Raw genomic sequence first — 22,275 nt, 5'->3', positions numbered from 1 at the left:
AGCGCCAAAGGAATCAATGTGGCGGTGCGGGGCGGCTACGAATTGCACCGATCGTAACGATCAGCGCACTATCAGCACATTTGACTCTAAAAGCGTGCGACTTCCCACCACAATCAGACGTTCCAGACTAATGTTTCCAAGGGGGTTGGTAAATGCCAATCGCTAGCGGCAGAGGTACCTTCCCCGCATTTCGGTGGATGCTATGTTTTCCTATTCTTCCTAACCCTCAGTCTTGATAAGCCCGAATGCATACGTCCTTTTGGCAAATCGTCGCCTTAGCGATCGTGCAAGGGATCGCCGAGTTCCTCCCTATCAGTTCATCCGGGCATGTAGTCATTCTGGCGACGCTGTTGGGGGTCACGCCGGAGCAATTCGACGTGGTCGAACTGAACATATTTCTTCACTTAGGGACATTCGCGTCGATCATCGCGTACTACTGGCGCGAGATCCTGCGGCTCCTAACCGAAGACCGTCGCGTGGTGGGGTTGTTGGTTTTGGGGACGTTGCCGGCCGTCGCCGCGGCGCTGATTCTGAAAGCGACTGACTTGGATCAGATGCTCGAGAGTCCGCTCGTCGCAGCCGTTTGCTTGCTAGCAACTGGGGGGATGCTCTTATGGACTAGTCGCCAAACCGGCGGCGACGCGGATTACCGTAAACTCCCCTGGCTGCAGGCGTTGGGGATCGGCGTCGCGCAAGCGGTGGCGATCTTGCCAGGCATTTCACGTAGCGGCACGACGATCGCCGCAGGCCTGACAACCGACTTGAAGCCGCAACAAGCGGCGACCTTTTCGTTCCTGCTCGCGCTGCCGGCGATTCTGGGGGCGGTGACGTGGGAAGTGATTCAGCGCGTCCGCGATGTGGAAGCAGGTCCGCAGCTTTCGCTCGGCGAGTTGCTGGGCGGGGCGTTGATCGCGGCGGTGATCGGCTACGTTTCGATCGCGCTGCTTATCCGCGTGCTGGAGAAGAAACGCCTGCACTATTTTGCGTGGTGGTGCTTTGCGGTCGGCGGCGGGATGCTGATCTATCTGTTGGCGCGCTAGACGTCGCGTCCGGTTCCGGTTGTGGCGTCGGAGGCGGAACTGCGGCAGGAGATTCTGGCGACGGTATCGTTGGTTTCATCGAACGAGTGGGAACGCGGGGCGGCGTAAACTCGATGGGAGGCGTTGCGGAAGGAGCCGGCGTCGTCGGTTGAGTTGGCGTCTTCGGCTTGGGGAGGGTACCGTTTTGCCAATCGGCCGCGTACGCCAGATCGGTCAAGCTGAGCTGACCGAAACCAACACGGATTTCGCGCCCGTCGTCGGTGCGAATCACACACTCGATCTTCTCGACGCGTAGTAGTTCGCCGTCGATCGAAAACTTGCCGTCGACCGAGTCCCAGTGATGCGACTCGGCGCGAGCCTGCGATTCGCCGCCTAAGATCAGACCGCAGACCGTCGCGATCAGCAGAAAATACCGCGTCATTGCGATCCTCCTGGCGCCGCGCCGGCGGCGTTGGCTGGAATTCGCAAGGAGAAGAGACGATCTCCATCGAGAAACCAGATCTTGCTGCCGACGACGATCAGTTCTGGTTGAGTGCGACCAGAGATGGAAGGTTGAATCGTTTCCGGAGCGCCGAGCGAACCGTTGAGAAACCGCACCGCCGACTGCGGCGACTTGCCGACGATCGCCATCAACTGGTCGCCATCAGCATAGACGAGCCGTTCGACGAGCAAGTCGCTTTTGACATGCTTGATCGGCAGGCCGGTTTCCAGGCTCCAAATGGAGATCAAACGATTGCCGGGGCCGATGTCGTAGGCGACCGACAACGTCTTGCCGTCGGAGGAGAACGCGCCGGTTTTCAGTTCGCCGAAGATGCTCGACAACGAAATGTCGTGCAGACGCCCGATCGCTTCGCCGCTGGCCGAGTCGACGATCGCGATCCCATCGTTGGCGCCGCCGGCGAGCAAGATCCGATCTCGCTGCGGACTGAAAAAGGCGCCGGTCGGAACGAGCGGCAGTTGCACGCTGTAAACCTGATGGCAAGTCGGCAGCGTCCAGCAGGTGAGGACGCCATCTTGGGTGACCGCCGCAAGATGTTGATCGTCGACCAGTCCGCCCCAGATGACCTCTTTGGCCTGATCGGTGCGAGAGCGACTCATGCGGAGCGACGCGTAGGGTTCCATCGTCTCGGCCGCGAAAACGTCGAGACGCAGTTTCGAGTCGTAGTCCAGCGTCAGGAGCGCATAGCGGCCGCTGACCGAAACGTCCCGAGCAATCGAGCGCGTCGACTCCGGCGGAACGTAGCGGGCCATGCGGCCGGTCGCCATGTCGAAGCTGGCCGCCCCATACCCTTCGTCGCTGCCGACGATTCGTCCCGCGTCGTTCGCATACGATTCGCTGATACGAAGCTTGGAGGAGTTGGGCGCGAAGGCGGCCGATTGCGGCGGCGCCGAGGTTGTGGACGGCGCAACCGTCAGCGGCTGGTTCCCTGGGACGCGCCAAGCGGTCGGGGGCGCCGGGTTTGGGACGGCGGTTAAAAGCGGTAGTCCCTCGTCGCGATCGGTAGCGCCGGCGATGTGGTTGTAGATTCCTTTGTCGATATCCCACTGGCTCATCCGAACGATGTGGATCGCCTGCCGATCGGCGTAGAACAGTTTGTCGGTATCGACGAAGCGGGCGGTACGATTCGCTTCGCCGTCAAGTTGCCGGCGTTCAAAGCAGACCTCACACGTCTTGCGAGCGACAAGCGTTTCGCCGTCGACCAGGCAGCCAAAGTCGTCGCCGCACCAAGAGGTCGTACGGGGTTCCAACTCATCTTTCAGTACGTGATGGGCGACGATCCCGCCTCGATCCAGGTCGTAACAAACGATCTCCCCTTGATAATGGCGAGAGTAGAAAAAGAATAAGTAGCGACCACTGGAAGAAACTGACATTCCGTCGGCCTGTTCGATCCAGAGCCGAACGCGGCGATATTCATTCACCCCGGACTCCATGTTGATGTGGGAGATCGTCCGTTCTTCCGGGCCGAGGGGATGTGCCGGAATCAGAAGGTGTCCGTGCGGCTTGCCAGTGATCAGATCGTAAACCAAGACGCGATCGGACTGGCCGACGTCAGGATAGAAGAAGAGAAACTGCCCGCCGGGGCTGAGGGCGAAACCGCCGCGGGTCGCGGAGTCGCGATCGCACGGGAGGCGCTTTAGGGCGCCGTCGCTAACCGTGATGTTCAGGATGAATTGCGCTGAGAATTCTTTCACCACGATGCGATCGGCGCCAGCGAAGGCGAACAGATCGATGCGGGGATCATCATCGTCGAGAGTCGGCAGCGTGATGGTGCGGACCAGCGAATCGGCGGCGATGTCCCACAAGACGACGCAGATCTCTTGCGCGCCGACGGCGCGGGTGAACAACAGGGCGAGCAGTTTGCCGTCGGGCGAAATCGCGGAAGCGGAGAATTGAGCCGGCGCCTTTCTGAGCATTTGAGTCGAGCCGCTGCGCAAGTCGCAGACGGTCCGGGTCGGCGCGTGAAAGAGGAACGGACTTGGCCCCGTCGGAAAGATGAAGGTTTCGTCCGAATCGGGATGACCGTCGTTGGGATCAACCGTGAACGGAATCTTGACGCCAGCCGGGATGGCGAATTGCACCTGCGGCGGGTCGACGGCCGAACGCCACTTGCCGTTAGGAGGCGTCACGGGACGCTCGACGTTTTGCACGAGCGGGTGGGTCTGGTTGTAGAAAGCGGCCCGCATCGCATCGGACTTGGCGAGCGTCGCATCGACGAACTCACGATCGGCTCGCGAAAGCGACGCGAGCGGAATTGCAGTCACGCTCTGATCCTTCAACTTGAGCGTGATCTGCTGAGAGTCGGCCGCAAGCAATTTTCCGTCGGCCAGAAGTTGTCCTTCGCCCGATTTCCATTCTCGCGCCGGCAGCGCAGCGGCGGAGAAAAAAATTAGGAGAAGGACCGCTAGCAACCAGCGTCGCTGTCGATAGCTGGAGAGGTCAAACATAGGGACGGCGAATCGTGATGGTGGAGAAGGGACGTCGCCGATAGGGCACGCCCCATTATGTTCGCGCAGGGAGCGGGGCTCAAGAGAATCTGCTGCCCGACCGTGGCGCAAAGAAACTTACGGCGAGCGCAAAAAAAAAGGCCCCCGGAAAGTCTCGGTATCCCAGGGGGGCTTAGGATCCGTTGCTCTTCCGGGAGCGATTGGATGCTACTGGGCCGGCGTCATCCTTGACGCGGCCAAGTTGCGGGTCTTTATTCACAAGCTACACGCGTTGAGCCGATTTCAAATCTCGCCATCCGCATCCGTGCAGATAGTTCGACTTGCGATCCGCAGAAAACTACCAGGTAGTATTCCGGTGCAGGACTCTATCTTTTCAAGCGCGGCGAGCTGCCGTCGAAGGCTGTTCGCGGAACATTATTCGACTGCCTCTCGCGTCGTGAGGCGGCAAGATATTCCATCTCAGAAATCGGGTCAAGGGCGATTTTCGCTCAAGAAAAAAAGAAGTCGCACGCGTGCTGCATGCGACTTTCGCTAGCGTGTTCGCTCTTGCGTTCTCTCGGGACTAGCGGGACGCCGGCGCCGTGTTCGGTTCGCTGCGTTCGGCGGCTGGCGAAGTGCGAATCAAGATCGGAGAGTCGATCTCCATTTCGCTGCCGCAAAGCGCGACGCGATTGCCTTGCGCTTCGATGGCTTTGCCTAGCGCCGCTTCGGCACGCAGGAAGAGGTGATCCAAGCCGTCTCCCGAGAGCGCTTCGGTCACGCCGCACGAGATGGTGAATTGGCGAACGTCGTCGTCCTTGCGAATCTTGAATCGTTCGACCGCTTTCCGTAACCGATCCGAGACGGCGGCCGCGCGGTTGATGCTGGCCGACGGCAGAAGGATGCCGTAGCGACCTTCGGCGATGCGACCGACGTGGTCCATGTCTCGCATCGCGGCGATCAGCATTCGTTCCAGCGTATCGTTGAACGCTTTAACGACGCCTTTGCCGTTGTTGGCGACGAAGTCGTCGTAACGGTCGACGCCCAACAGGATCAGCGAGATCGGCAGCGAGTCTCGTTTGAATTGGTGCAAGCGGCGGTGAATGTCGCCGCGGAACTCTTCGGCTTGCGACACGAACGCTCGCTTCTCTTCGGCCGGCGGAGTTTCGACCGGGGCTTCGTCGGCGCGTTGCGTCTCGCTCAGGACCGGCCGCGACTTCTCGCCGTCGTTCCAATAAGCGCGATTGCGGCCGGCATTCTTGGCGGCGTACAGCGCCGAGTCGGCTCGTTTAAGCAAGTTCGCTTCGTCGTCGCTACGGCCGAACTCGGCCACGCCGACGCTGGTCGTCACCTGCAGCAGTTTGCCTTCGAAGACGATTTCCATGGAAGCGATGGCGCGAACGACGCGAGCGGCGGCGATCTGCGAGTCAAAAATGTTGGAGCCCGGCAGGATCATTGCGAATTCTTCGCCGCCGAATCGGATCGCGGCGCCGCCGATCGTCGAAGCGACCCGTTCCAAGGTGCGAGCCGCATGCTTCAGCACTTCGTCCCCAGCTATGTGGCCGTAGGTGTCGTTGAATTTCTTGAAATGATCGATGTCGAGCATGATCAGCGACGTAGGACGGCGCGATCGTTGGAATTCCTGCATCCGGCGCGACATCTCGTGATCGAAGACGCGGCGGTTGGGGAGCCCGGTCAGCGCGTCGGTTCGCGCTTCGACCGTTTGCGATTGAATGATTTGGGATTGTTCGAGCAGGCGCATCTCGGCCTGGTTCAAACGATCGCCCAGCGACTTGTTGGCGTCGATCAGCTGCGAGATGGCGTCGGTCACCGAGTTGGCGTCGGTCGAACGAGCAGCGAGTCCTTCGTTGATGCGGGCCATGCGATCGGTATGTTCGCCGACGTCGCTGCGAACCGATTCGGTCAGTTCGTGAACTTGTTCGAGCAGTTTGCGCAGTTCCTTCTGCGTGATATTCGCGATCGCGTCGTCGCCGGTCTCGGGCTTCGCTTCGACCGATACGCTTTCGAGCGCGGGGATGGCGATCGGAGCGACTGGCTGCTGCGCCGACTTCGCTTCACGCTGCTCACGCAAGTGGTTGAGGAGCGAATCTACCGAACTGGCCAACTGTCGAATCGGCGACAACGGATGATTGCCAAATAGGAACCATCCGCACGCCAATCCAATGGCCGTGCAGCCGATGCTCAATAGGATGTCGATGGTAAAGACGCTCATGCGATCTTCCGAGTGCAGTTCTGGAGAGTGCGTCCAGCGCGTCTCACGTGGACGCGAAGTTGACTCTATTTACTTAGTTCACGGCGACGTACAGTCAATTTGCAGCTACGGGGAAAACTGTATTGTCCGCCAAATGCATGGACTTTCCCGCATCAGAGCGGCGTAATCGTTTTCTTCATTACGATCAAACCGTAACAGCCGCTACGGGGCGAATGCGTTTCGCCGCAAAGCGAATTCGCCGTTGCGAATCCGTCCTACTGTTGCTTAGAAGCGTCGCTTGGTCGTTTTCGCGACGAGCGAGTTGGGGCAGTTGTCTTCGGAAAGAGTCTAGGGGCGGGATATGAATGCGGATCTGGCGAAACAGCGTACGCAACTGCGCGGGCCCCGGGTCGTAATCGTAGATGACGATGAAGCGATTATGCGCTGTGTAGGGCGCGTGTTGGAATTGGACGAAGATATCGAAATTGTCGGTCAGACCAATCATGCCCAGGCCGGCGTCCTCTTGGTGCGCGAACAGCGGCCCGACGTCGTCTTGATGGACATCCACATGCCGGGGGCCGATCCGTTCCTCGCTTGCCGCGAAATCCAACAGACGCTGAATGGGACTTGCCAGGTTCTCTTTTACACGGCGTTTCCGCGCGACCAGTACTTGGATCGTTGCATCGCCAGCGGAGCGGCCGGCGTCGTTTCCAAGCACTCCGAATCGATTCGCAACGTCGCCCTGGCGATTCGCCATGTCGCCGCCGGCAATACTTACTTCTCGCCCGAGCTGGCTCAACGCTTGATCGAGCTTCAAGCGGGGCAGCCGATGTCGCGGATCGCCACGCTGACGCATCGTGAGATCTCGGTCCTCCGCGAGTTAGCCGCTGGTAAGACGCAATTGGAAATCGCGCTAACGCTCGACTTGAGCGAACGGACCGTGAACAAGGAGGTCGGCGACTTGAAGGAGAAGTTGGCGCTGCGGTCGCTCAACGAATTGTTGATCTTCGCCGTCAACGAAGGATTGTCTCATCCTGAACTGATTCACCAGTACGGCGCCTAAAGTAATTGCGTAGGCAGTCGCGTAAAACGCGCACGTCGGAAACCGTAACAAGCGTTTAAACGCTCGCAGGTGGACAACGGAAAAAAATAACCCGGTTTTTTCGGGTCAAAACGGGGCAATTGCTGCGCCGACAGTTGCGGATCGTCGTTTCATACTCTAAATCACTAACAACTCGGATGTGCTGCCCCTCATTCGAGCGAAACCGCGTCGAACCTGCTGACGACGCGGTTTCTTTTTTCTTGTTGTTGGCGCCCATAAAAAAAGTCGCCGTGCGACGGGCGCACGGCGAACAAGATGACTCTTACGCATTTCGCGCAACGGTTAGTCTTTCTTCAGTTCCGTTTCGATCGACTTCACGACGTCGGCCGAATCGGGTTCGACCTTGGTGCGGAAGCGAGCGACCACTTCGCCGTCGCGGTTGATCAGGAACTTTTCAAAGTTCCATTTCACGTCGCCCGGATCGCGGGGGAAGCTCTTCAGCTTTTTGTAGATCTCGGCGGTCTCCGGACCGTTGACGTCGATCTTGTCCATCATGTCGAAGGTGACGTTGTACTTTTCGGTGCAGAACTCACGAATCTGCAGCGGGCTGCCCGGCTCTTGTCCGCCGAACTGATTGCAAGGAAAGCCGACCACTTCCAAACCTTGGTCGTGATACTTTTCGTACAGCGCTTGCAGCGGTTTGTACTGCGGGGTCTTACCGCACTTGCTGGCGACGTTGACGACCAACACGACTTTGCCTTTGTATTTCGAGAGATCGACTTTGTCGCCGCTGAGCGATTGGACTTCGCCTTCGAGCAACGTGTCGGACGCCGAGGCAATCGAAGCCAGGGCGAAGACCGCGGCAAAGACTCCGCCGCTGAACAAGACTCGCATCATCGCAATATCCTCCAAAGGAATGGCCGCACGCCGCAACTGTCGACGCTGGCGAAAAGGGGTGACTTGGGATAGGCAGGTACGAGCCATATCGGCTCGCAATCCTTCTGATTCTACCCGGGGGAAATGCGGTTACAAGTTTTCCGCCGCCCCCCGCGAGATTCGCTGGGCCTTGGGGGACGCGAAGCGCCAAACCCCCATAACCTTCAGTATCCCAGGGCGAAACGAGGGAATCTGTCAAAACGATCACAGTCGTCGGACAAGCGTGCAGGCGAGTTTCGTCGCCCCCATGCTCAGCAAGAAGACGGATAACTCCGCCTTTGGGGGTGTTCTCGCGCAGGCCATCGGCCGGTAGAACGAAGGTTTCCGAATTTCCTGTTCCACGACCAAAACGCATGTCGACCGTTTTATCTCCCCCTTTCCTGTTTCGCTTTTCGGTGCCGCTTCGCTATCGCGAGAAAATCTGGAGCGATAAGTCGTTGGCGTTCGGCGAAGAATATCGGCTGCAGTCGTTTGGGCATCTCGAGGGACGACGCCAGTACGCCGACATTCGAGCGGCGTGGAACGAGCGGGGAATCGCATTTTCGGTCGACGTCACCGGCAAGCGGCAAGCCGCCTGGTGTCGCGAAAGTCGCGCCGTCGAAAGCGACGGTCTGCAGATCTGGATCGACACCCGGGCGACCAACAACGTCCACCGGGCGACCAAGTTCTGTCATCGGTACGTCTTCTTGCCGACCGGCGGCGGGCATTCGCTGCGCGAACCGGCCGCCGATCAGTTGTTGATCAATCGAGCCCGCGAAAACGCCAAGCCGATCCGTCCCGGCGAACTGCGGATCCGCAGCCTAATGAAAGCGGACGGCTACTTCCTTGAGTGCTGCGTTCCGGCGACGGCGCTGACCGGATACGACCCCAGCGAATACGATCGGATCGGGTTCTACTACGCGGTGATGGATCGCGAGCTGGGCTGGCAGAACTTCAGCGTCGGTACGCAGTTCCCGTTTGACGAAGATCCCAGCACTTGGGGCGTCTGCGAGCTGGTTCGCGACTAACGGCGCAGAAAAAAGCGGAGCTCGGCAAACCGAGCTCCGCCCTGGAGAGAGATATCTGCTGGTCGCGCCCGCTTATTTCAAGTCGAACGTGAACTTGTTTTCGCCCCCCTCTTCCACCTTGGCGGTGAGGGTCGTTTCGGTGTTGTACTTCTTCGGGATGTACGACACGTGGTTGGGCAAGCCGTCGGGAGCGAGCCCCTGCTCTTTGGTCGCCGTGATCGTGACCTTCTTTTCTCCGGGGGCGCACTCGATCGAGAACTCCCCATTGACGATCGGTCCGGCGGCGACCGTACCTTTGCTATCGGTCGGGTGGAACATGATTTCACCCTTTTCGATCGGCGTCCCATTCATCGTGACGACGCCGGAGGCCATATTCGGCGGCGCTTCGCCGCAGCCGAGCAGGCAGATCGCAAACAGGCCGACGACGACGCCCCAGCCTGGCGAATAGGTTGCTTTCATGACGAAACGCTCGCTAAATAAAAGTCGCTTGGAATTTCTTCGAGTTCGGTTCTACGAGCATTAGTAATCGCCGGTGACTTCGCCGCCCGCGCGGGTGCCGAGTCGATTCCAGGTGACGGTGTCGATCGTCTCTGGAATGAATTGCACGCTGGCGTCGCCGAACATCGTCATTGCGCCGCCCGGATGCTGGCTGCGAGCGTAAATGACCTGAGGATCGGTGCTGGCCGTGCAGGGCGCCCAGAGCGGACTAGCCGGAGAGCCTTCGCACGTGCGGCATTTGTCGGAGGCGGTCGTGTTCGGCGGCAGCAGCGTGCTGACGATGCTGCTCAAGTGATCCGAACGATAATAGCGTCCGCGCCAATCACGTTTACCGGCGACGTTGGAGGGAACCAACAGGATCTCGGCGGCGAAGACCGTATTCGAAGTGCCGTCAGTCGCGCTGGCGAAGGTCGTCTTCGACAGGTAATAGAACATCCCGCTGGTGTTTTTGCTGTTCGCAACGGTGACTTCTTCAGCGCCATGACACAGCAAGTAGTTGCCGTGGAAGCCGTCGTCATAGTCCGGCGGCGGATCGGTGTTGCTCGGGTTATGCACTTCGCCGGTTTGACCCCGGTTCGGATCGGAAGGGCACTCGAGAGTTTCGATCACCGTGTTCATGAGCGCGGTCGGGAACGAGGCCGAGTTACGCGTCTTCATGTACGGAGTGAGTTGATCCGACAACGGTCCCTGTTCGATGAACGGCAGGATCGTCGGCATCCACGACATCGAGCCAGGGTTGCTCCCCAGCGAGGAGTTCAGTTGCGCGGCGAAAGTGCCGGGGGGGAAAACCCGATTGGTGTCGTGGTAATTATGGAGCGCCAACCCAAGTTGTTTGATGTGGTTGGAGCAGGTCATGCGACGTGCCGCTTCGCGAGCTTGCTGAACGGCGGGGAGCAACAGCGCGATGAGCACACCGATGATGGCGATCACCACCAGCAGCTCTACGAGCGTAAAACCAGAATGTCTAGATGTTTTCATGGGCCTCGTCAAAGGAAGAGAAAGCGTTATGAGATAACGTATTACGACAGATAATTGCGCGTTAGCCAGAAAAGTCCCTCGATTCTAAGCCTTGGTAGTTATTGGTGTCAATAAATAAAATAAAAATGCAATGGATTTCATATTGCATAAAGGCGGTGTGTTTTGCGGCAATTTGCGCGATTTGGACAATGCTCCTGTCAGGCATCCCCTGACGGCCGACTTCTTTCTGAGCCAGACGCGATATAAATAGGGAGCGACTAGGGTCCATCTATCCTCATCTCGTGCGAGCAGATCTATATGGCGGAAGCGACGTTTGGCGGCGGCTGTTTTTGGTGCACCGAGGCGATCTTCGCTAGGTTGAACGGGGTGACGCATGTCGAGCCGGGCTATTCCGGCGGAACGACCGACAATCCGACTTACGAAGCCGTTTGCCGCGGTACGACGGGGCACGCCGAAGTGATCCGCATTGAGTACAACCCCGAGGTAGTAGATTTTGCGTCGTTATTAGAAATATTTTTTCAGACGCATGATCCGACGACGCTGAACCGGCAAGGGGCCGATGTCGGCACGCAATACCGCTCGGTGATTTTCTATCACGACGCCGCGCAACAAGAGGCGGCCGAGTCGTTTGTGAAGCAATTGGATTCGTCGGGGGCGTTCGCCGATCCGATCATTACCGAGATTTCCCCTCTGATCAATTATTTTCCAGCCGAAGACTACCACCGAAACTATTTCTCCGCCCATCCAAATCAGTCGTACTGCGCGGCGGTCATCGCCCCCAAGGTCGACAAGTTTCGGCGGAAATTCGCCGCGAAGCTGAAAGAGGGGGGCGGCTAACCCGGAAGGCGGTTCGCTGCTCGTCAGCGAGCGTAAGGTGTGTTAGCATTTCGGGTTTAGCACGTCGCTTTTGGCGTCGGCGGAACGAGGTCAGATCCACACGCGGAGTCGTCATGTCGATTGATCCCTATTCGAACTCCCCTTGCGGAACGGATAAGAAAATCAAGTTTTACTGCCCGGAGATGATTCCCGATCTGGAGAAGATCGAGCGAATGGTCGCCGGTGACCAGCGCGTCGCTGCGCTCGACGTCGTGCAGAAGTTGCTGGACCGTTACCCGGATCACTCGGTTCCCCTGTTCTATCGGGCCGTGCTGCAAATGCAGGTCGGAACCGAAGAGAAGATTGCGGCCGCGATCGGCGAGTTTCTGGCCAAGCATCCGCAAAACCCCGCCGCGCACGCGCTCAACGCGTCGTTCCTCGCCGCCGGCGGTCAGCCGAACGAAGCGGTCGAAGAGTTGCAGACCGCGCTGGAGCTGTCGCCGCAGCAGTTGCACTTTACCGTCTACGAGGCGCTCGGCGCCGTCGGCCAGGCCTTGCTGATGGACAGCAAGATCCCAGCTGCGCGGGCTCACCTGATGTTGCAAAGCAGCATCGCGCCGGAAGACGACGATATGGCGATGCAGTTGTTGATGCGGATCAACTCGTCGCGCGAACTGCCGTCGCTGCTAAAAACCGACCCGACGCTGGCCGAATGCCCGAGCGACTTCCCGAAGAAGGATGAGTTTGAAGCGGCGCTGGTCGAAGCGGGCGGCGGTCGCTGGCGGAAAGCGATCAGCCTGTTTGAACAGCTGAAGTCAGCAGCGCCGCGCAACGTGGCGCTGCTCGAAAACCTGGCGGTCCTGTCGGCGACGCTCGGTTACAACGAAGCGGCGATCGGTTATCTCCACTCCTACGCCGCCGCGGCCGAGCGAAGCGATTTTGAATCGGCGGTCGAAGCGGAGTCGCTCGCCCAGTTGCTGTCGGACGAACCTGGTCCGCAGTTCGATATGGTCAACGTGCCGTTCGCCGTGCAAGATCTGGAAGGGGTGCTCGAAAAACTCCGCGTCGATGATCGCGCCAGCGTGCTGCCGATCGACGTGTCGCAGTTGGCCGACGGCGATAACCCGCCGCCGAAAGTCGCCTATTGGCTGCTCGATCGCGCCGTGCCGACGTCCGCCGAAGGATTGACGGTCGACGCCGCGCCGAACGTGCTGGGCGAAATGCTCGTCTTCGGCAAAGAGACCGACCGCGACGCGCGACTGGAACTGTCGACAATGAAGAACGACAAGTTCGACGAAACCGTCGCGACGCTGCGCGAAGTCTGCGGCGATACGATCGGCGCCGCCGGCGAAGAGAAGAAGTTGGGCGAAATCCCGAAGGCGGAATCGTCGCTGACCTGGAGCTGGCGCTTGCCGGACTCGGTGACCGCCGCGCAGAAGCAGGCCCTCACCCATGAACGTCGTCGTCAGGCGCTATTGGATTCGTGGACCGCACAGCCGCAGCCGGCGCTCGACGGCAAAACGGCGCTGGATGCGATCGGCGACGCCGCGCTTCGCGTGAAGCTGGCCGCCGCCGTATTGGTGCTGGAAAACGCCGGTCAGGCGCAGCAGTGGAAGTTCGACTTCAACGAGCTTCGTCAAAAGCTACAACTGCCGACCCTCGAGAAGCTCGACGCAACGCAGGTCGATGTCGACTCGCTGCCGAGCGTCCGGCTCTATCGCATCGATCCGGCGACGCTGGACGATACCGGATTGGTCAAAGCGTACGGCCGCTCGGTCATCTCCGCCGAACGAGCCGCGATTCGGATTTTCGCCGAAGCGCTGCTGGGCCGTGAGTCGCTCGCGGCTCAGATCGACAAGGGTGAGCTGTATGGTCAGCTGGCCCGCAACAGCGGCGACTCGGACAAAGCGATCGAGTACCTGAAAAAGGCGCAAGCCGCTGCGGTCGCTGACGGCCAATCCCCCGGCATGTGGAAGCTGGCCGAACTGGGACTCCGACTGGAACGCCGCGAACCGCAAGAGTCGCAAGCGTTGCTGAACGACCTAACCCGCAATCACATGCAGGAAGCGGAAGTGGCTCGTCCGCTGATGCAGCTGCTATATCAGTTCGGCATCATCGGTCCGGATGGTCGTCCGACCAACATGCCTCCGGGCGGAGCTCCCGCTCCGGCTGCGGCTCAGCCTGCCGCTGGCGGAGGACTTTGGACTCCGGACAATCCGACGGGCGCGGCGGCTCCGGCCGGCGAAGCGCAGAAGTCGAAACTGTGGATGCCCGGCATGGACTAACCGCCAGCGCGGTGAGAAGCGATGCAATTTTCCGCCGATGACGAGCGATATATGCGTGAGGCCCTGCAGTTGGCCTCGCTCGGACAAGGCGCCGCCGAACCGAATCCGATGGTCGGCTGCGTGCTGGTTCAGCAGGGTCAAGTGATCGGCCGCGGCTACCACGCCAAGTATGGCGGCCCGCACGCCGAACGTGCGGCGCTGGCCGACTGCAAAGGGAAAGACGTACGCGGCGCGACCGCGTACGTCACGCTGGAACCTTGCTGCCATCACGGCAAGACTCCCCCCTGCACCGACGCTTTGATCGCAGCGCAGGTCGCCCGGGTGGTGATCGCCCAGCAAGATCCGTTCGGTCTGGTCGATGGGGGCGGAATCGACCTGCTGAAAAAGGCCGGCATCGCCGTCGAAGTCGGCTTGCTCGAAGCGGAAGCGAAGCGGCTCAACGCGCCGTATCATAAGTTGCTTGCGTTGCAGCGGCCGTGGGTGATCGCCAAATGGGCGATGACGCTCGACGGCAAACTGGCGACCTACGCCGGGCATAGCCGCTGGATCTCGAATGAACTGGCCCGCGAGCGCGTTCATCGTCTTCGTGGTCGAATGGATGCGATCGTCGTCGGCAGTCATACGGCATTGCTCGATGATCCGCTGTTAACGGTCAGGCCGCCGGGCGCCAGGACGCCGCTACGGATCGTCGTCGACGGCGAAGCGTCGCTGTCGCTGACGAGCAAGCTGGTGCAAACGGCGCACGAGACGCCGGTGCTCGTGGCGGTGAAGATGGACGCCGACGCCCAGCGCTGCGAAGCGCTACGCGACGCCGGGTGTGAAGTGTTCCCGTGTGCCGGCTCGGATCATGCGGCGCGGCTTGATTCGCTGCTTCTTGAGCTCGGCAAACGGCGTTTGACCAATATTCTGGTCGAAGGTGGCGCCGGGCTGCTGGGCGAATTCTTGAAGCTCGGGCAGATCGACGAAGTCTTTGCGTTCGTCGCCCCGAAGCTGATCGGCGGCAGCGGCGCTCCCAGCCCGATCGGCGGCGCCGGCTGGGCCGACATGAGCGAAGCGCTGCAGCTGACCGACGTCACGATTGAAACGTTGGGCGACAACGTTTTGATGCATGGGTTCGCGGGTAAAGCAACCTAGTTTTCGGCCAACGTTCGCGAAAACGCCGTGCGAGCGAACAGCCACAGCACCAATTGTCGCGGCATCCAAATTAGGCCGCGCTCGGCCAGCAGTCGCGTTCGTTCGGCGAGCGTCATCTCGCCGTGAAAATAACGCCGCTTCAGGTCGACCGTCGCAGCGATCATCTGCTTCAGCTTTTCGCTCTTCATTCCTTCGGGGTGAATGCGATAACGGACGCGCGGCTGCGGATCGTTGGCGAAGCGAGCGCCGGAGGCGGCGAGTCGGCACCAGAGATCGTAATCTTCGACATAGACCTCGGCGACGTAGCTGTCGGCCGAGAGAACTGTAGAGCGGCGGAAGGTTACCGACGGATGGGCGACCGGATTGAAGCGGCGCATCGCGCGGACGATCTCTTCATGCGTCAGCGGGTAGTTGCGATAGCCTAGCTGTCGCCCTTTGTCGTCGATGATCTCTAATCGACTGCCGAGGACGTCCAGCTCTGGTTCGGCGGCGAACCGGGCGACTTGCGACTCAAGACGTTGCGGGCAACAGATATCGTCGGCGTCCGCCCGGGCGATCAGATCGGCCTGGGCGAGCCGCAGACCTTGATTCAGTTGATCGCGCAGGCAACTCCGACTTTCGTTCCGAACGTGAACGATGCGCGGATCTTGCAGGTCGGCAATTAGCTCGCGGCCGTCGCGGGGAGAAGGATCTTCGACGATGATCAACTCAAAGTCGGCGAGGGTCTGCGCGAGAACGCTCTCGACCGCTTCACGAAAGTGACGCGGATGCGGATTCAATACCGGCATCACGACGGAGACGAGCGGTTTCACCTGGCGGTCGGCGGCGGAAAATGGATCGGGCGCGGAATGGGACGCTTTCAAGTATATCCCGACGCGCACGGCGACTTTGCCGCTCGGATCGAAATCTTGGTAAGAGTTTCGTGAAGATTGGGGCGGATGGAGGGGGAGGCCGCGTTTCCCACGGCTTGCGGCTCAAGCTACGATGGGTGGAGTCCAGGAAATCGGCTCTCCGGGAAACCTGCCATGAAATGCCCCATTTCTTTTCTGTTTGCGCTTCTGTTGGTTTGCGTCTGGCAATCGGTCGCAACGGCGGCGGAGGCGCCATCGGTACGCATCTTGTTCGATACCGACATGGACAGTGATTGCGACGACGCCGGGGCGCTGGCGATCTTGCATGCGTTGGCGGACGCCGGGGAAGTGGAGCTTCTGGGAGCGCTTGTCTCTTCCAGTCACCCTTGGTCGGGCGCCTGCGTTGACGCGATCAACACTTACTTTGGCCGCCCTGACTTGCCGATCGGCGTTTCGAAAGCGAAGAGCGCCAGCCGGCAAGGCTCGAAGTTTGCGAAGCGGATCTCCGAGGAGTTCTCGCATGACTTTCCGGAAGGGAATGATGCGCCTGACGCGGTGACCGTTTATCGCCAGGTTTTGGCGGCCCAGCCGGACAAGAGCGTGGTGATAGTGACCGTCGGCGATCTGACGAACTTACGTTACTTGCTGGAGTCGACGGCTGATGACGTTTCGCCCCTTGGCGGTCGCGAGCTGGTCGCGGCGAAGGTGAAGGAGTGGGTTTGCATGGGGAGCCGCTATCCAGCTGATCTCGATCCCAACCCTTGGGGCAATTTCAAAATGGATCCGGAGTCGACCGAGAAGGCGATCGCCAATTGGCCGACGACGATTACCTTTACCGGCGGAGGCGCCTTCGCCGATTCGGTCGCGACCGGGAAGACCCTTTCCGAGTTGCCGAAGGACAATCCGGTTCGCCGCGTCTATGAGCTTTACTTTGGCGGCGCCGCCCGCAATCGACATAGCGCCGATCAGATCGCGGTAATGGTGGCTGCCCGGGGGAGCGGAGCGCCTTGGAAGCTCGTCACCCAGGGGCGGAACAAAATCTTTGCCAATGGGACGCACCAATGGGAAGAGACGCCGAATGATCCTCGGCATCAGTATGTCTCGGCGCTGCTGGATGAGACGACGGCGAAAGAAGTCGCGGCGGAGATGGAAACGCTGATGCGGCATTTGCCGAAGGAACAAACCACTAGCCCGCAGCGCTAGCGAGGGAATGCGGTCGAGGAATAGAACAGAGTTCCGAATACCATCGACAAGAAAACAAACTAGCCCGCAGTGCGAGTCGAGGGTTGCGGTCGCCTGGATGTGGCGACCGCATTCCCTCGCTTGCGCTGCGGGCTAGTGTTTGAGCGTAACGTCGCTGGACGTTAGTTCTTCTTTTTCAGCGTTTCCAGGTAGGCGGCCACGTCGACCAGTTCCTGGACGGTCATCAGCTTTTGCAGGTCAGCCGGCATGAGCGAAGTCGGGAGCTTTTTCATCTCTTCGATTTCGTCTTGCGAGAAGCTGCGAACGAGACCTTCTTGGTTCTTGATGGTCACCTTTTCGTCGGTTTCGCTCACCAACAGCCCGGTGATCGCCGTGCCGTTGTCGAGCAGAATCGCGAAGTTCTCGTAGTTGTGGCTGATGCCGGCGCTCGGATAGAGGATCGATTCGAACATCGCTTCGCGGCTCAGCTTCGAGCCGATTTCGCTCAGGTTCGGACCAACCTCTTTTCCTTCGTTGTTCACAACGTGGCACTTCGAGCAAGTCGCTTCGCCGGCGAAGACCTTCTTGCCATTGGCGACGTCGCCGTGCATCTTCGCCAATTCCGACAGCGGCGGAAGGGGCTTGTTGTCCTTGCTCGGCGGGGCCGGGAAGATCGCGTTGGCCTGGTCACGCACCTCTTGCCAGGTCGAGGCGGTCAACGGAGCGGCTGCCGCTTGCATCAGCGCCGGATCGAGCTTGCCGGCTTTGGCGAGCGCGACCAGCTTGTTGGCGCTGCCGCGGTTGGCGGCGAGCGTCTTCACGGCGATGCGACGGAGAGCGAGGTCCTTCGAGCCGTCGTCGACCAACTTCTGCATGATGCCGATCGACGGACCAGCGGCCGAGTTGCCAACCGCTTCGGTGGTAGCGATCGCTTTGGCCAGGTCCTTCCCGTCGATCGCCTTCAACACCAGGTCGCGTTGGTTCTTCTCCAGCAGCACCTTCATCGCGGCGGCGCCGGTCGCTTCGCTCGGTAGAGCTTGGGCGATCGCCAGCAGGTCTTCGTAGCGATCGGTCACGTTGAACTTGTCGACCAGGTCGACGAAGATCGGCGTGCCGGCCAGCTTTTCGAGCGCCGACTTCAGCGCCGCAGCGTGCTGCGGATTCTTCGCGATGTCGAACCCGCCAAGTCGGCTAATCGATTCGCTGAGGATTAACGACTGGGCCTGCGGATCGGCGCCGGCGCCGGAGAAAGCGAGGTCGGCCAGCACTTGGCTCTTCGCGTCTCCCTTCGCCTGGAAGTCGAAGGCGCGGAAGTAACGCGGCAGAGCTTCGTACGGCGTCGCCGGATCTTGAATGATCGCGGCCAACATGCCGGGCGTCCGCTCGGCGCGGCTGCGCCAAACGATGTCGCGACCGGCCGGCGTGTTCCACTTGTCGCCCACTTCGCTGAGGTAGGCGGCGAGACAAGCGTCCCAGTTCAGGTCGGCGCCAATGCCGAGCGCTTCCAGGTACCAGCGATCTTTGCCGTCATGCTGAGCGGCGAGTTGCGCCCACAGCTTGGCCGCCGCGGGGCTATCGGCCCAGCGGAGCGAGATCGCCGCTTCGCGACGAACTTGCGGCGACGGATCGTTCACGACCTTGGCGACGACTCGTTCGACCGGCAGCTTCAGCTCTTTGGCCAGACGGATGCCGGTGATCCGGATGTCGGCGTCCTTGTCGTTGAGGGCCGCTTCGACATATTCCGGGCCGCGGCCTTCGATCTTGCCAAGCAGCCACAAGGCCCGAGCGCGAACGCGCGGGTTGGCGTTGGTTTCAAACATCTTCTTCAGCCCCGGTTCCGCCTTCGCGCCTTGGTTGTGGAGCGCGGTCCACGCCATGTAGCGAGCCGAAAGGTTGGGGTTTTCGAGCGCGGCCAGGGCGCCGTCGATCGTGTCGAAGTTCAACTTCGGCACGTTGTAGCCGACCCCCTTCGGCGCGACGCGGAACAAGCGGCCGCGATCGAGATCGCGTTGGCCGTGACCGCCGACGCCGGGATCGTACCAGTCGGAGACGAAGAGCGAGCCATCCGGAGCGACGCAGACGTCAGCCGGGCGGAACCAGTTGTCGCGAGCGCCATGCAGGATGTTGACCATTTCGCCTTTGTAGCCGGAGCCATCCTTTTCGGCCGGATAGGCGCGAACGACGTTCGGTCCGGCGTCGCAGTGGATCACCTGGTCCCAGAAGATCTTCGGCAGCAAACGACCTTCGTAAACGCAGATCCCGGTCGGCGAACCGGCGCCGGTTTGCACGAAGTTGGGAACGACGCCGGGGTCGTTGAGGTGCCAGTGACGGAGCGGGATCTCTTCGTTCATGCCGGTGCGGGGTTCGCGCCAGCCGGCGCCGGTCATCTGATCCAGGTAACCGAAGTTGCCTTGTTCCATCACGTAGTTGATGCGGACGCCGCGGTTACCGTCGTCGTCGTTGTCGCTTTGCCACAGCGTACCGAACGAGTCGACCGTCACTTCGTAGTTGTTACGGAAGTTGTGGGCCAACACTTCGAACTCGCTGCCGTCCAGATTGCAGCGGAACGGCATGCCGCCAAAGAACGGTTTGCCGTTGTCGACCACTTCGCGGCCATGGATGTCGACGACCGGCTTGCCATCTTTATCAAAGACCTGGCGGCCGGTGTTGCCGAAGTTCCAGTAGAGCTTGCCATCGGGACCGAACAGGAAGGAGTGGTCCGAGTGGTCATGCTGCGGCTGCCCGGTCTTGGTGAAGAGCATCTCCTTTTGATCGGGCTTGTCGTCGCCGTCGGTGTCGGTGAAGACGATGATGTTCGGCGTGGCCGAGACGATCACCTTGTTGCCGAGGACGCAGATCCCCATCGCGGTATCGACGTCGCGACCTTGATAGTAGACCTTCGTCTTTTCGCAAACGCCGTCGCCGTCTTCGTCTTCCAGGATCAGGATGCGATCCCCTTCGGGACGCGAGCCGCTGTTGCCGCGATAGTTCATCACGTCGCAAACCCAGACGCGGCCGCGATGGTCGACGTCCAGGTTGGTCAGGCTTTTCAGCGTCGGCTCCGAAGCGGCGAGAGTCGCTTCGAGTCCTTCGTAGACGTCGAGACCGGAGAGGGCGTTTTCGGCCTCATGACTGGGCGCCGTGTCGCCGGACGAGATGTTCGAGAAAGCCGGCGGGTTTTCGGTATAGACCGAGAAAGCGACGCTGGTGACCTGGCCCCCTTGTTGTCCGCTGCCGCCGTTGTCGAGGCCACCCTTCGCCGTTAAGCGGGTATAACCTTCCGGCAGATCGTAGGCGATGATCGAGTTGGCGTGAGTGCCGATGCCGTTGACGACCAACTTGCCGTCGACGTGCATCGGTTGCCCTTCGACGTTGCGGTCCTTCTTGACCGATTTCCACTGGGTGACGGCCGACTTCCAGTTCAGGTCCGTCAGCTTCTTTTCACCGGCCGGGCCGGTCAACTTCGGATCGATCCAGTCGGCCCAGTCGCACGAGAATCCGTCGCCGCCGTCGGTCACGACCAGGTAGAGCTGTTTCGCGCCGGTAATGTCGACGTCGATGTCGACCGCGTGACCAGGCGTACGCGTGGTCACGACTTGGCTTTTGAACTTCGGCTGGCCCGCCTTGTCGTTTTTCTTGGCGGGCTCTTTAGCCGCTGCGGTCTGAACCTCAGTTACTTTTTTTTTTCGTTCGGATTGGGACCGAGGAGTCCTTCCAAGTCATCCTTGGTGAGCGACTTCGATTCGATGCCGCCAGCCGGAACTTCGTCGCCGGCGACCCAAACGATCGCGTTCAGGACGACCTTGCGGAAGTTGTCGTCACCCCAGTTGGTGTGGAAGTGACCGCCGGTGAAACCAAAGCCGCGTCCGCCATCGGGACGTTCGGCAGCCCACGCGACGTGCTGCGGTTGGCCGAGCATGGCGCGGACGTGAGGATTGCCGCTGTGTGGGCCATCGGGACGATCGAGGGTCGACTTCGGCGGAACCGCGGTCAGGATCGGGGTGACCCCTTCCATGTCGTTGCGAAACCGCATGTTGTAGTACCACTCGTCATTGATCGAGAAGGGCTTTACGCCGTTGGCGACCGGATGACTGGGGATCGCCTTGAAGTCGGCGGTCCAGTGCGGGTTGACGCTCCAGTCGGTTTCAAAGTAGCCGCCGATCCAGTCGACGAACTTGTCCCCCGGCTCTCCTTTCGGCACTTCGACGCCGTAGTGAATGGCGGCCAGGCCGACTCCCTTTTTCATCAGTTCGTCGAACTGGGCCAGGTGAGCGTTCAGCAGGTGTCCGCCGCCGCCGTCGCAATAAACGACGACCGCATCAGCGTTATCAAAGGCGGTCGGATCTTCCGGCCAGCCGCCGGGATAGATCGAGGCTTCGATGTTCGGGACGTTTTCCATCAGCGCGATCATCAGCAATCGGCAGCCAGGAGAGTGTTCGTGCTGGCCCCAACCGTGGCTCGGCTTGCCGGGAACGAAGACGACCTTCTTCTTGCCGTCTTCGAGCTTGGTCCGTTTCAGTTCGATGTCTTTGAACTGGACGACCATCGGCGGTCCGGCGTGCAGCTGCAGCGCCAGGATGCCGCTCGTGCGATTGTCCTTCTTGCCTTCGTCGATCACTTCCGAGGTCTTCACGCCGTTGATGTAGTGCGTGAGGTGATTCCCCTTGGCGACGATGTGGTATTCGTTCCAATCTTCCTTTTTGATCTTCGCTTGGATGTCGGCCGATTCGGCGAAGCGTTCGTTCTTGTTCCCTTCGTTCTTGTCGAAGATGGTCGATTTGATGCCGCGATTGGCGATGATGCCGCGGCCACGTTCTTCGTAGTTGATGCCGCTGTAGGTGTCGCCGCTGTCGATGTCAGCTTGATAGCCTTTGACGACGAAATCGCCGAGGTCGGTCGAGCGATATTGAATGCCGGAGTTGCCGCCGACAATTTTGTATTTCAGCTTCAACTCGAAGTCGTCGACCGTTCCCTGATCCCAGATCAGGAAGGTGTTTCCTTTGGTCGGATTTTCCGAGGTGGTCTGGCCGGTGATCGTGCCATCTTTGACGCTCCAGAATTGCTCTTTGCCGCGCCAGCCATTGAGCGTCTTGCCGTCAAAGATCGGCTTGAAACCTTCTTCGGCCGCAGCGACCGAAATCATCGAGGTCGTCGCGAAAATCGCAACGAACAGAAGAAGACCAGGCGATTTCTTCATGGGGTCTTTCTCGTGAAGTTAACTGGATTAGATGGGGGAAGCGAAGGGCGCGGGGGTGCATAGCGCCATCAGGTGCGGCAAGTCGGGAGGGATCGCCGCTGTAGGTTTAACCCTAAGTCTAGCCTAAACCGAAACGGATAACCAGAAACGGCATGGGAGACGCACTATATTG

The 22,275-nt window shown here is 60.2% G+C and carries 15 protein-coding genes; 7 read left to right on the top strand and 8 right to left on the bottom strand.

All coding sequences use genetic code 11. The features are described from left to right. Positions 1-245 precede the first annotated feature (245 nt). Entirely contained in the window at positions 246-1,040 is a 795-nt protein-coding gene (locus LOC68_RS14350) for an undecaprenyl-diphosphate phosphatase (RefSeq protein WP_230219936.1), read from the top strand. A 417-nt stretch (positions 1,041-1,457) separates the two neighbouring features. Here the strand turns inward: LOC68_RS14350 and LOC68_RS14345 are convergent, their stop codons facing one another. Both LOC68_RS14345 and LOC68_RS14340 read right to left on the bottom strand, forming a co-directional pair. Beyond that, on the bottom strand, positions 1,458-3,986 hold the full coding sequence (locus LOC68_RS14345; RefSeq protein ID WP_230219934.1) for a hypothetical protein: 2,529 nt from the start codon (positions 3,984-3,986) through the stop codon (positions 1,458-1,460). Between the two features lie 562 nt (positions 3,987-4,548). After that, the gene (locus tag LOC68_RS14340) at positions 4,549-6,198 is read right to left on the bottom strand and encodes a GGDEF domain-containing protein (RefSeq protein ID WP_230219932.1); all 1,650 of its coding nucleotides are present in this window, start codon (positions 6,196-6,198) and stop codon (positions 4,549-4,551) included. Positions 6,199-6,538: 340 nt separating this feature from the next. Here LOC68_RS14340 and LOC68_RS14335 point away from each other — a divergent pair, with 340 nt between their 5' ends. Next, entirely contained in the window at positions 6,539-7,240 is a 702-nt protein-coding gene (locus LOC68_RS14335) for a response regulator transcription factor (RefSeq protein WP_230219919.1), read from the top strand. Between the two features lie 321 nt (positions 7,241-7,561). Here LOC68_RS14335 and LOC68_RS14330 read toward each other — a convergent pair whose 3' ends face one another. Further along, positions 7,562-8,116, bottom strand: coding sequence for a glutathione peroxidase (locus tag LOC68_RS14330; RefSeq protein WP_230219917.1), 555 nt, complete (start codon positions 8,114-8,116; stop codon positions 7,562-7,564). A gap of 392 nt (positions 8,117-8,508) precedes the next feature. Between LOC68_RS14330 and LOC68_RS14325 the strand changes: the two genes are divergently transcribed. Continuing rightward, entirely contained in the window at positions 8,509-9,162 is a 654-nt protein-coding gene (locus LOC68_RS14325; protein WP_230219915.1) for a sugar-binding protein, read from the top strand. Between the two features lie 72 nt (positions 9,163-9,234). On the opposite strand, the gene LOC68_RS14320 is transcribed toward LOC68_RS14325, so the two are convergent. Together LOC68_RS14320 and LOC68_RS14315 are read right to left on the bottom strand one after the other, a co-directional pair. Then, entirely contained in the window at positions 9,235-9,621 is a 387-nt protein-coding gene (locus LOC68_RS14320) for a hypothetical protein (protein ID WP_230219913.1), read from the bottom strand. 60 nt (positions 9,622-9,681) lie between these two features. After that, a complete protein-coding gene (locus LOC68_RS14315) occupies positions 9,682-10,638 on the bottom strand; it encodes a DUF1559 domain-containing protein (protein ID WP_230219905.1) in 957 nt (318 codons plus the stop codon). Between the two features lie 297 nt (positions 10,639-10,935). Between LOC68_RS14315 and msrA the strand changes: the two genes are divergently transcribed. From msrA to ribD, 3 genes are all read left to right on the top strand, one after another. Continuing rightward, on the top strand, positions 10,936-11,475 hold the full coding sequence (gene msrA / locus LOC68_RS14310; RefSeq protein ID WP_230219903.1) for a peptide-methionine (S)-S-oxide reductase MsrA: 540 nt from the start codon (positions 10,936-10,938) through the stop codon (positions 11,473-11,475). 113 nt (positions 11,476-11,588) lie between these two features. Further along, positions 11,589-13,739: a tetratricopeptide repeat protein gene (locus LOC68_RS14305; protein ID WP_230219902.1), complete on the top strand. Its 2,151-nt coding sequence runs from the start codon at positions 11,589-11,591 to the stop codon at positions 13,737-13,739. A 21-nt stretch (positions 13,740-13,760) separates the two neighbouring features. Continuing rightward, on the top strand, positions 13,761-14,873 hold the full coding sequence (ribD, locus tag LOC68_RS14300; RefSeq protein WP_230219900.1) for a bifunctional diaminohydroxyphosphoribosylaminopyrimidine deaminase/5-amino-6-(5-phosphoribosylamino)uracil reductase RibD: 1,113 nt from the start codon (positions 13,761-13,763) through the stop codon (positions 14,871-14,873). On the opposite strand, the gene LOC68_RS14295 is transcribed toward ribD, so the two are convergent. Continuing rightward, positions 14,870-15,736: a glycosyltransferase gene (locus LOC68_RS14295; protein ID WP_230219898.1), complete on the bottom strand. Its 867-nt coding sequence runs from the start codon at positions 15,734-15,736 to the stop codon at positions 14,870-14,872. The genes ribD and LOC68_RS14295 overlap by 4 nt on opposite strands. Before the next feature lie 162 nt (positions 15,737-15,898). Here LOC68_RS14295 and LOC68_RS14290 point away from each other — a divergent pair, with 162 nt between their 5' ends. Next, a complete protein-coding gene (locus LOC68_RS14290) occupies positions 15,899-16,927 on the top strand; it encodes a nucleoside hydrolase (RefSeq protein WP_230219896.1) in 1,029 nt (342 codons plus the stop codon). Positions 16,928-17,088: 161 nt separating this feature from the next. On the opposite strand, the gene LOC68_RS28540 is transcribed toward LOC68_RS14290, so the two are convergent. Together LOC68_RS28540 and LOC68_RS14280 are read right to left on the bottom strand one after the other, a co-directional pair. Then, entirely contained in the window at positions 17,089-20,499 is a 3,411-nt protein-coding gene (locus LOC68_RS28540) for a PVC-type heme-binding CxxCH protein (RefSeq protein WP_230219894.1), read from the bottom strand. Between the two features lie 80 nt (positions 20,500-20,579). After that, positions 20,580-22,103 (bottom strand): DUF1080 domain-containing protein, encoded by a 1,524-nt coding sequence (locus LOC68_RS14280; RefSeq protein WP_230219892.1) that lies wholly within the window; start codon positions 22,101-22,103, stop codon positions 20,580-20,582. Positions 22,104-22,275: the final 172 nt, after the last annotated feature.

The sequence above is a fragment of the Blastopirellula sediminis genome (genome assembly GCF_020966755.1).
Lineage (GTDB): Bacteria > Planctomycetota > Planctomycetia > Pirellulales > Pirellulaceae > Blastopirellula > Blastopirellula sediminis.
This window is presented reverse-complemented; position numbering and strand designations above follow the sequence as displayed.

Coding starts and splice junctions, on each gene's coding strand:
- LOC68_RS14350 (WP_230219936.1), top strand. CDS start 246: ATGCATACGTCCTTTTGGCAAATCGTCGCCTTAGCGATCGTGCAAGGG.
- LOC68_RS14345 (WP_230219934.1), bottom strand. CDS start 3,986: ATGTTTGACCTCTCCAGCTATCGACAGCGACGCTGGTTGCTAGCGGTC.
- LOC68_RS14340 (WP_230219932.1), bottom strand. CDS start 6,198: ATGAGCGTCTTTACCATCGACATCCTATTGAGCATCGGCTGCACGGCC.
- LOC68_RS14335 (WP_230219919.1), top strand. CDS start 6,539: ATGAATGCGGATCTGGCGAAACAGCGTACGCAACTGCGCGGGCCCCGG.
- LOC68_RS14330 (WP_230219917.1), bottom strand. CDS start 8,116: ATGATGCGAGTCTTGTTCAGCGGCGGAGTCTTTGCCGCGGTCTTCGCC.
- LOC68_RS14325 (WP_230219915.1), top strand. CDS start 8,509: ATGTCGACCGTTTTATCTCCCCCTTTCCTGTTTCGCTTTTCGGTGCCG.
- LOC68_RS14320 (WP_230219913.1), bottom strand. CDS start 9,621: ATGAAAGCAACCTATTCGCCAGGCTGGGGCGTCGTCGTCGGCCTGTTT.
- LOC68_RS14315 (WP_230219905.1), bottom strand. CDS start 10,638: ATGAAAACATCTAGACATTCTGGTTTTACGCTCGTAGAGCTGCTGGTG.
- msrA (WP_230219903.1), top strand. CDS start 10,936: ATGGCGGAAGCGACGTTTGGCGGCGGCTGTTTTTGGTGCACCGAGGCG.
- LOC68_RS14305 (WP_230219902.1), top strand. CDS start 11,589: ATGTCGATTGATCCCTATTCGAACTCCCCTTGCGGAACGGATAAGAAA.
- ribD (WP_230219900.1), top strand. CDS start 13,761: ATGCAATTTTCCGCCGATGACGAGCGATATATGCGTGAGGCCCTGCAG.
- LOC68_RS14290 (WP_230219896.1), top strand. CDS start 15,899: ATGAAATGCCCCATTTCTTTTCTGTTTGCGCTTCTGTTGGTTTGCGTC.
- LOC68_RS14280 (WP_230219892.1), bottom strand. CDS start 22,103: ATGAAGAAATCGCCTGGTCTTCTTCTGTTCGTTGCGATTTTCGCGACG.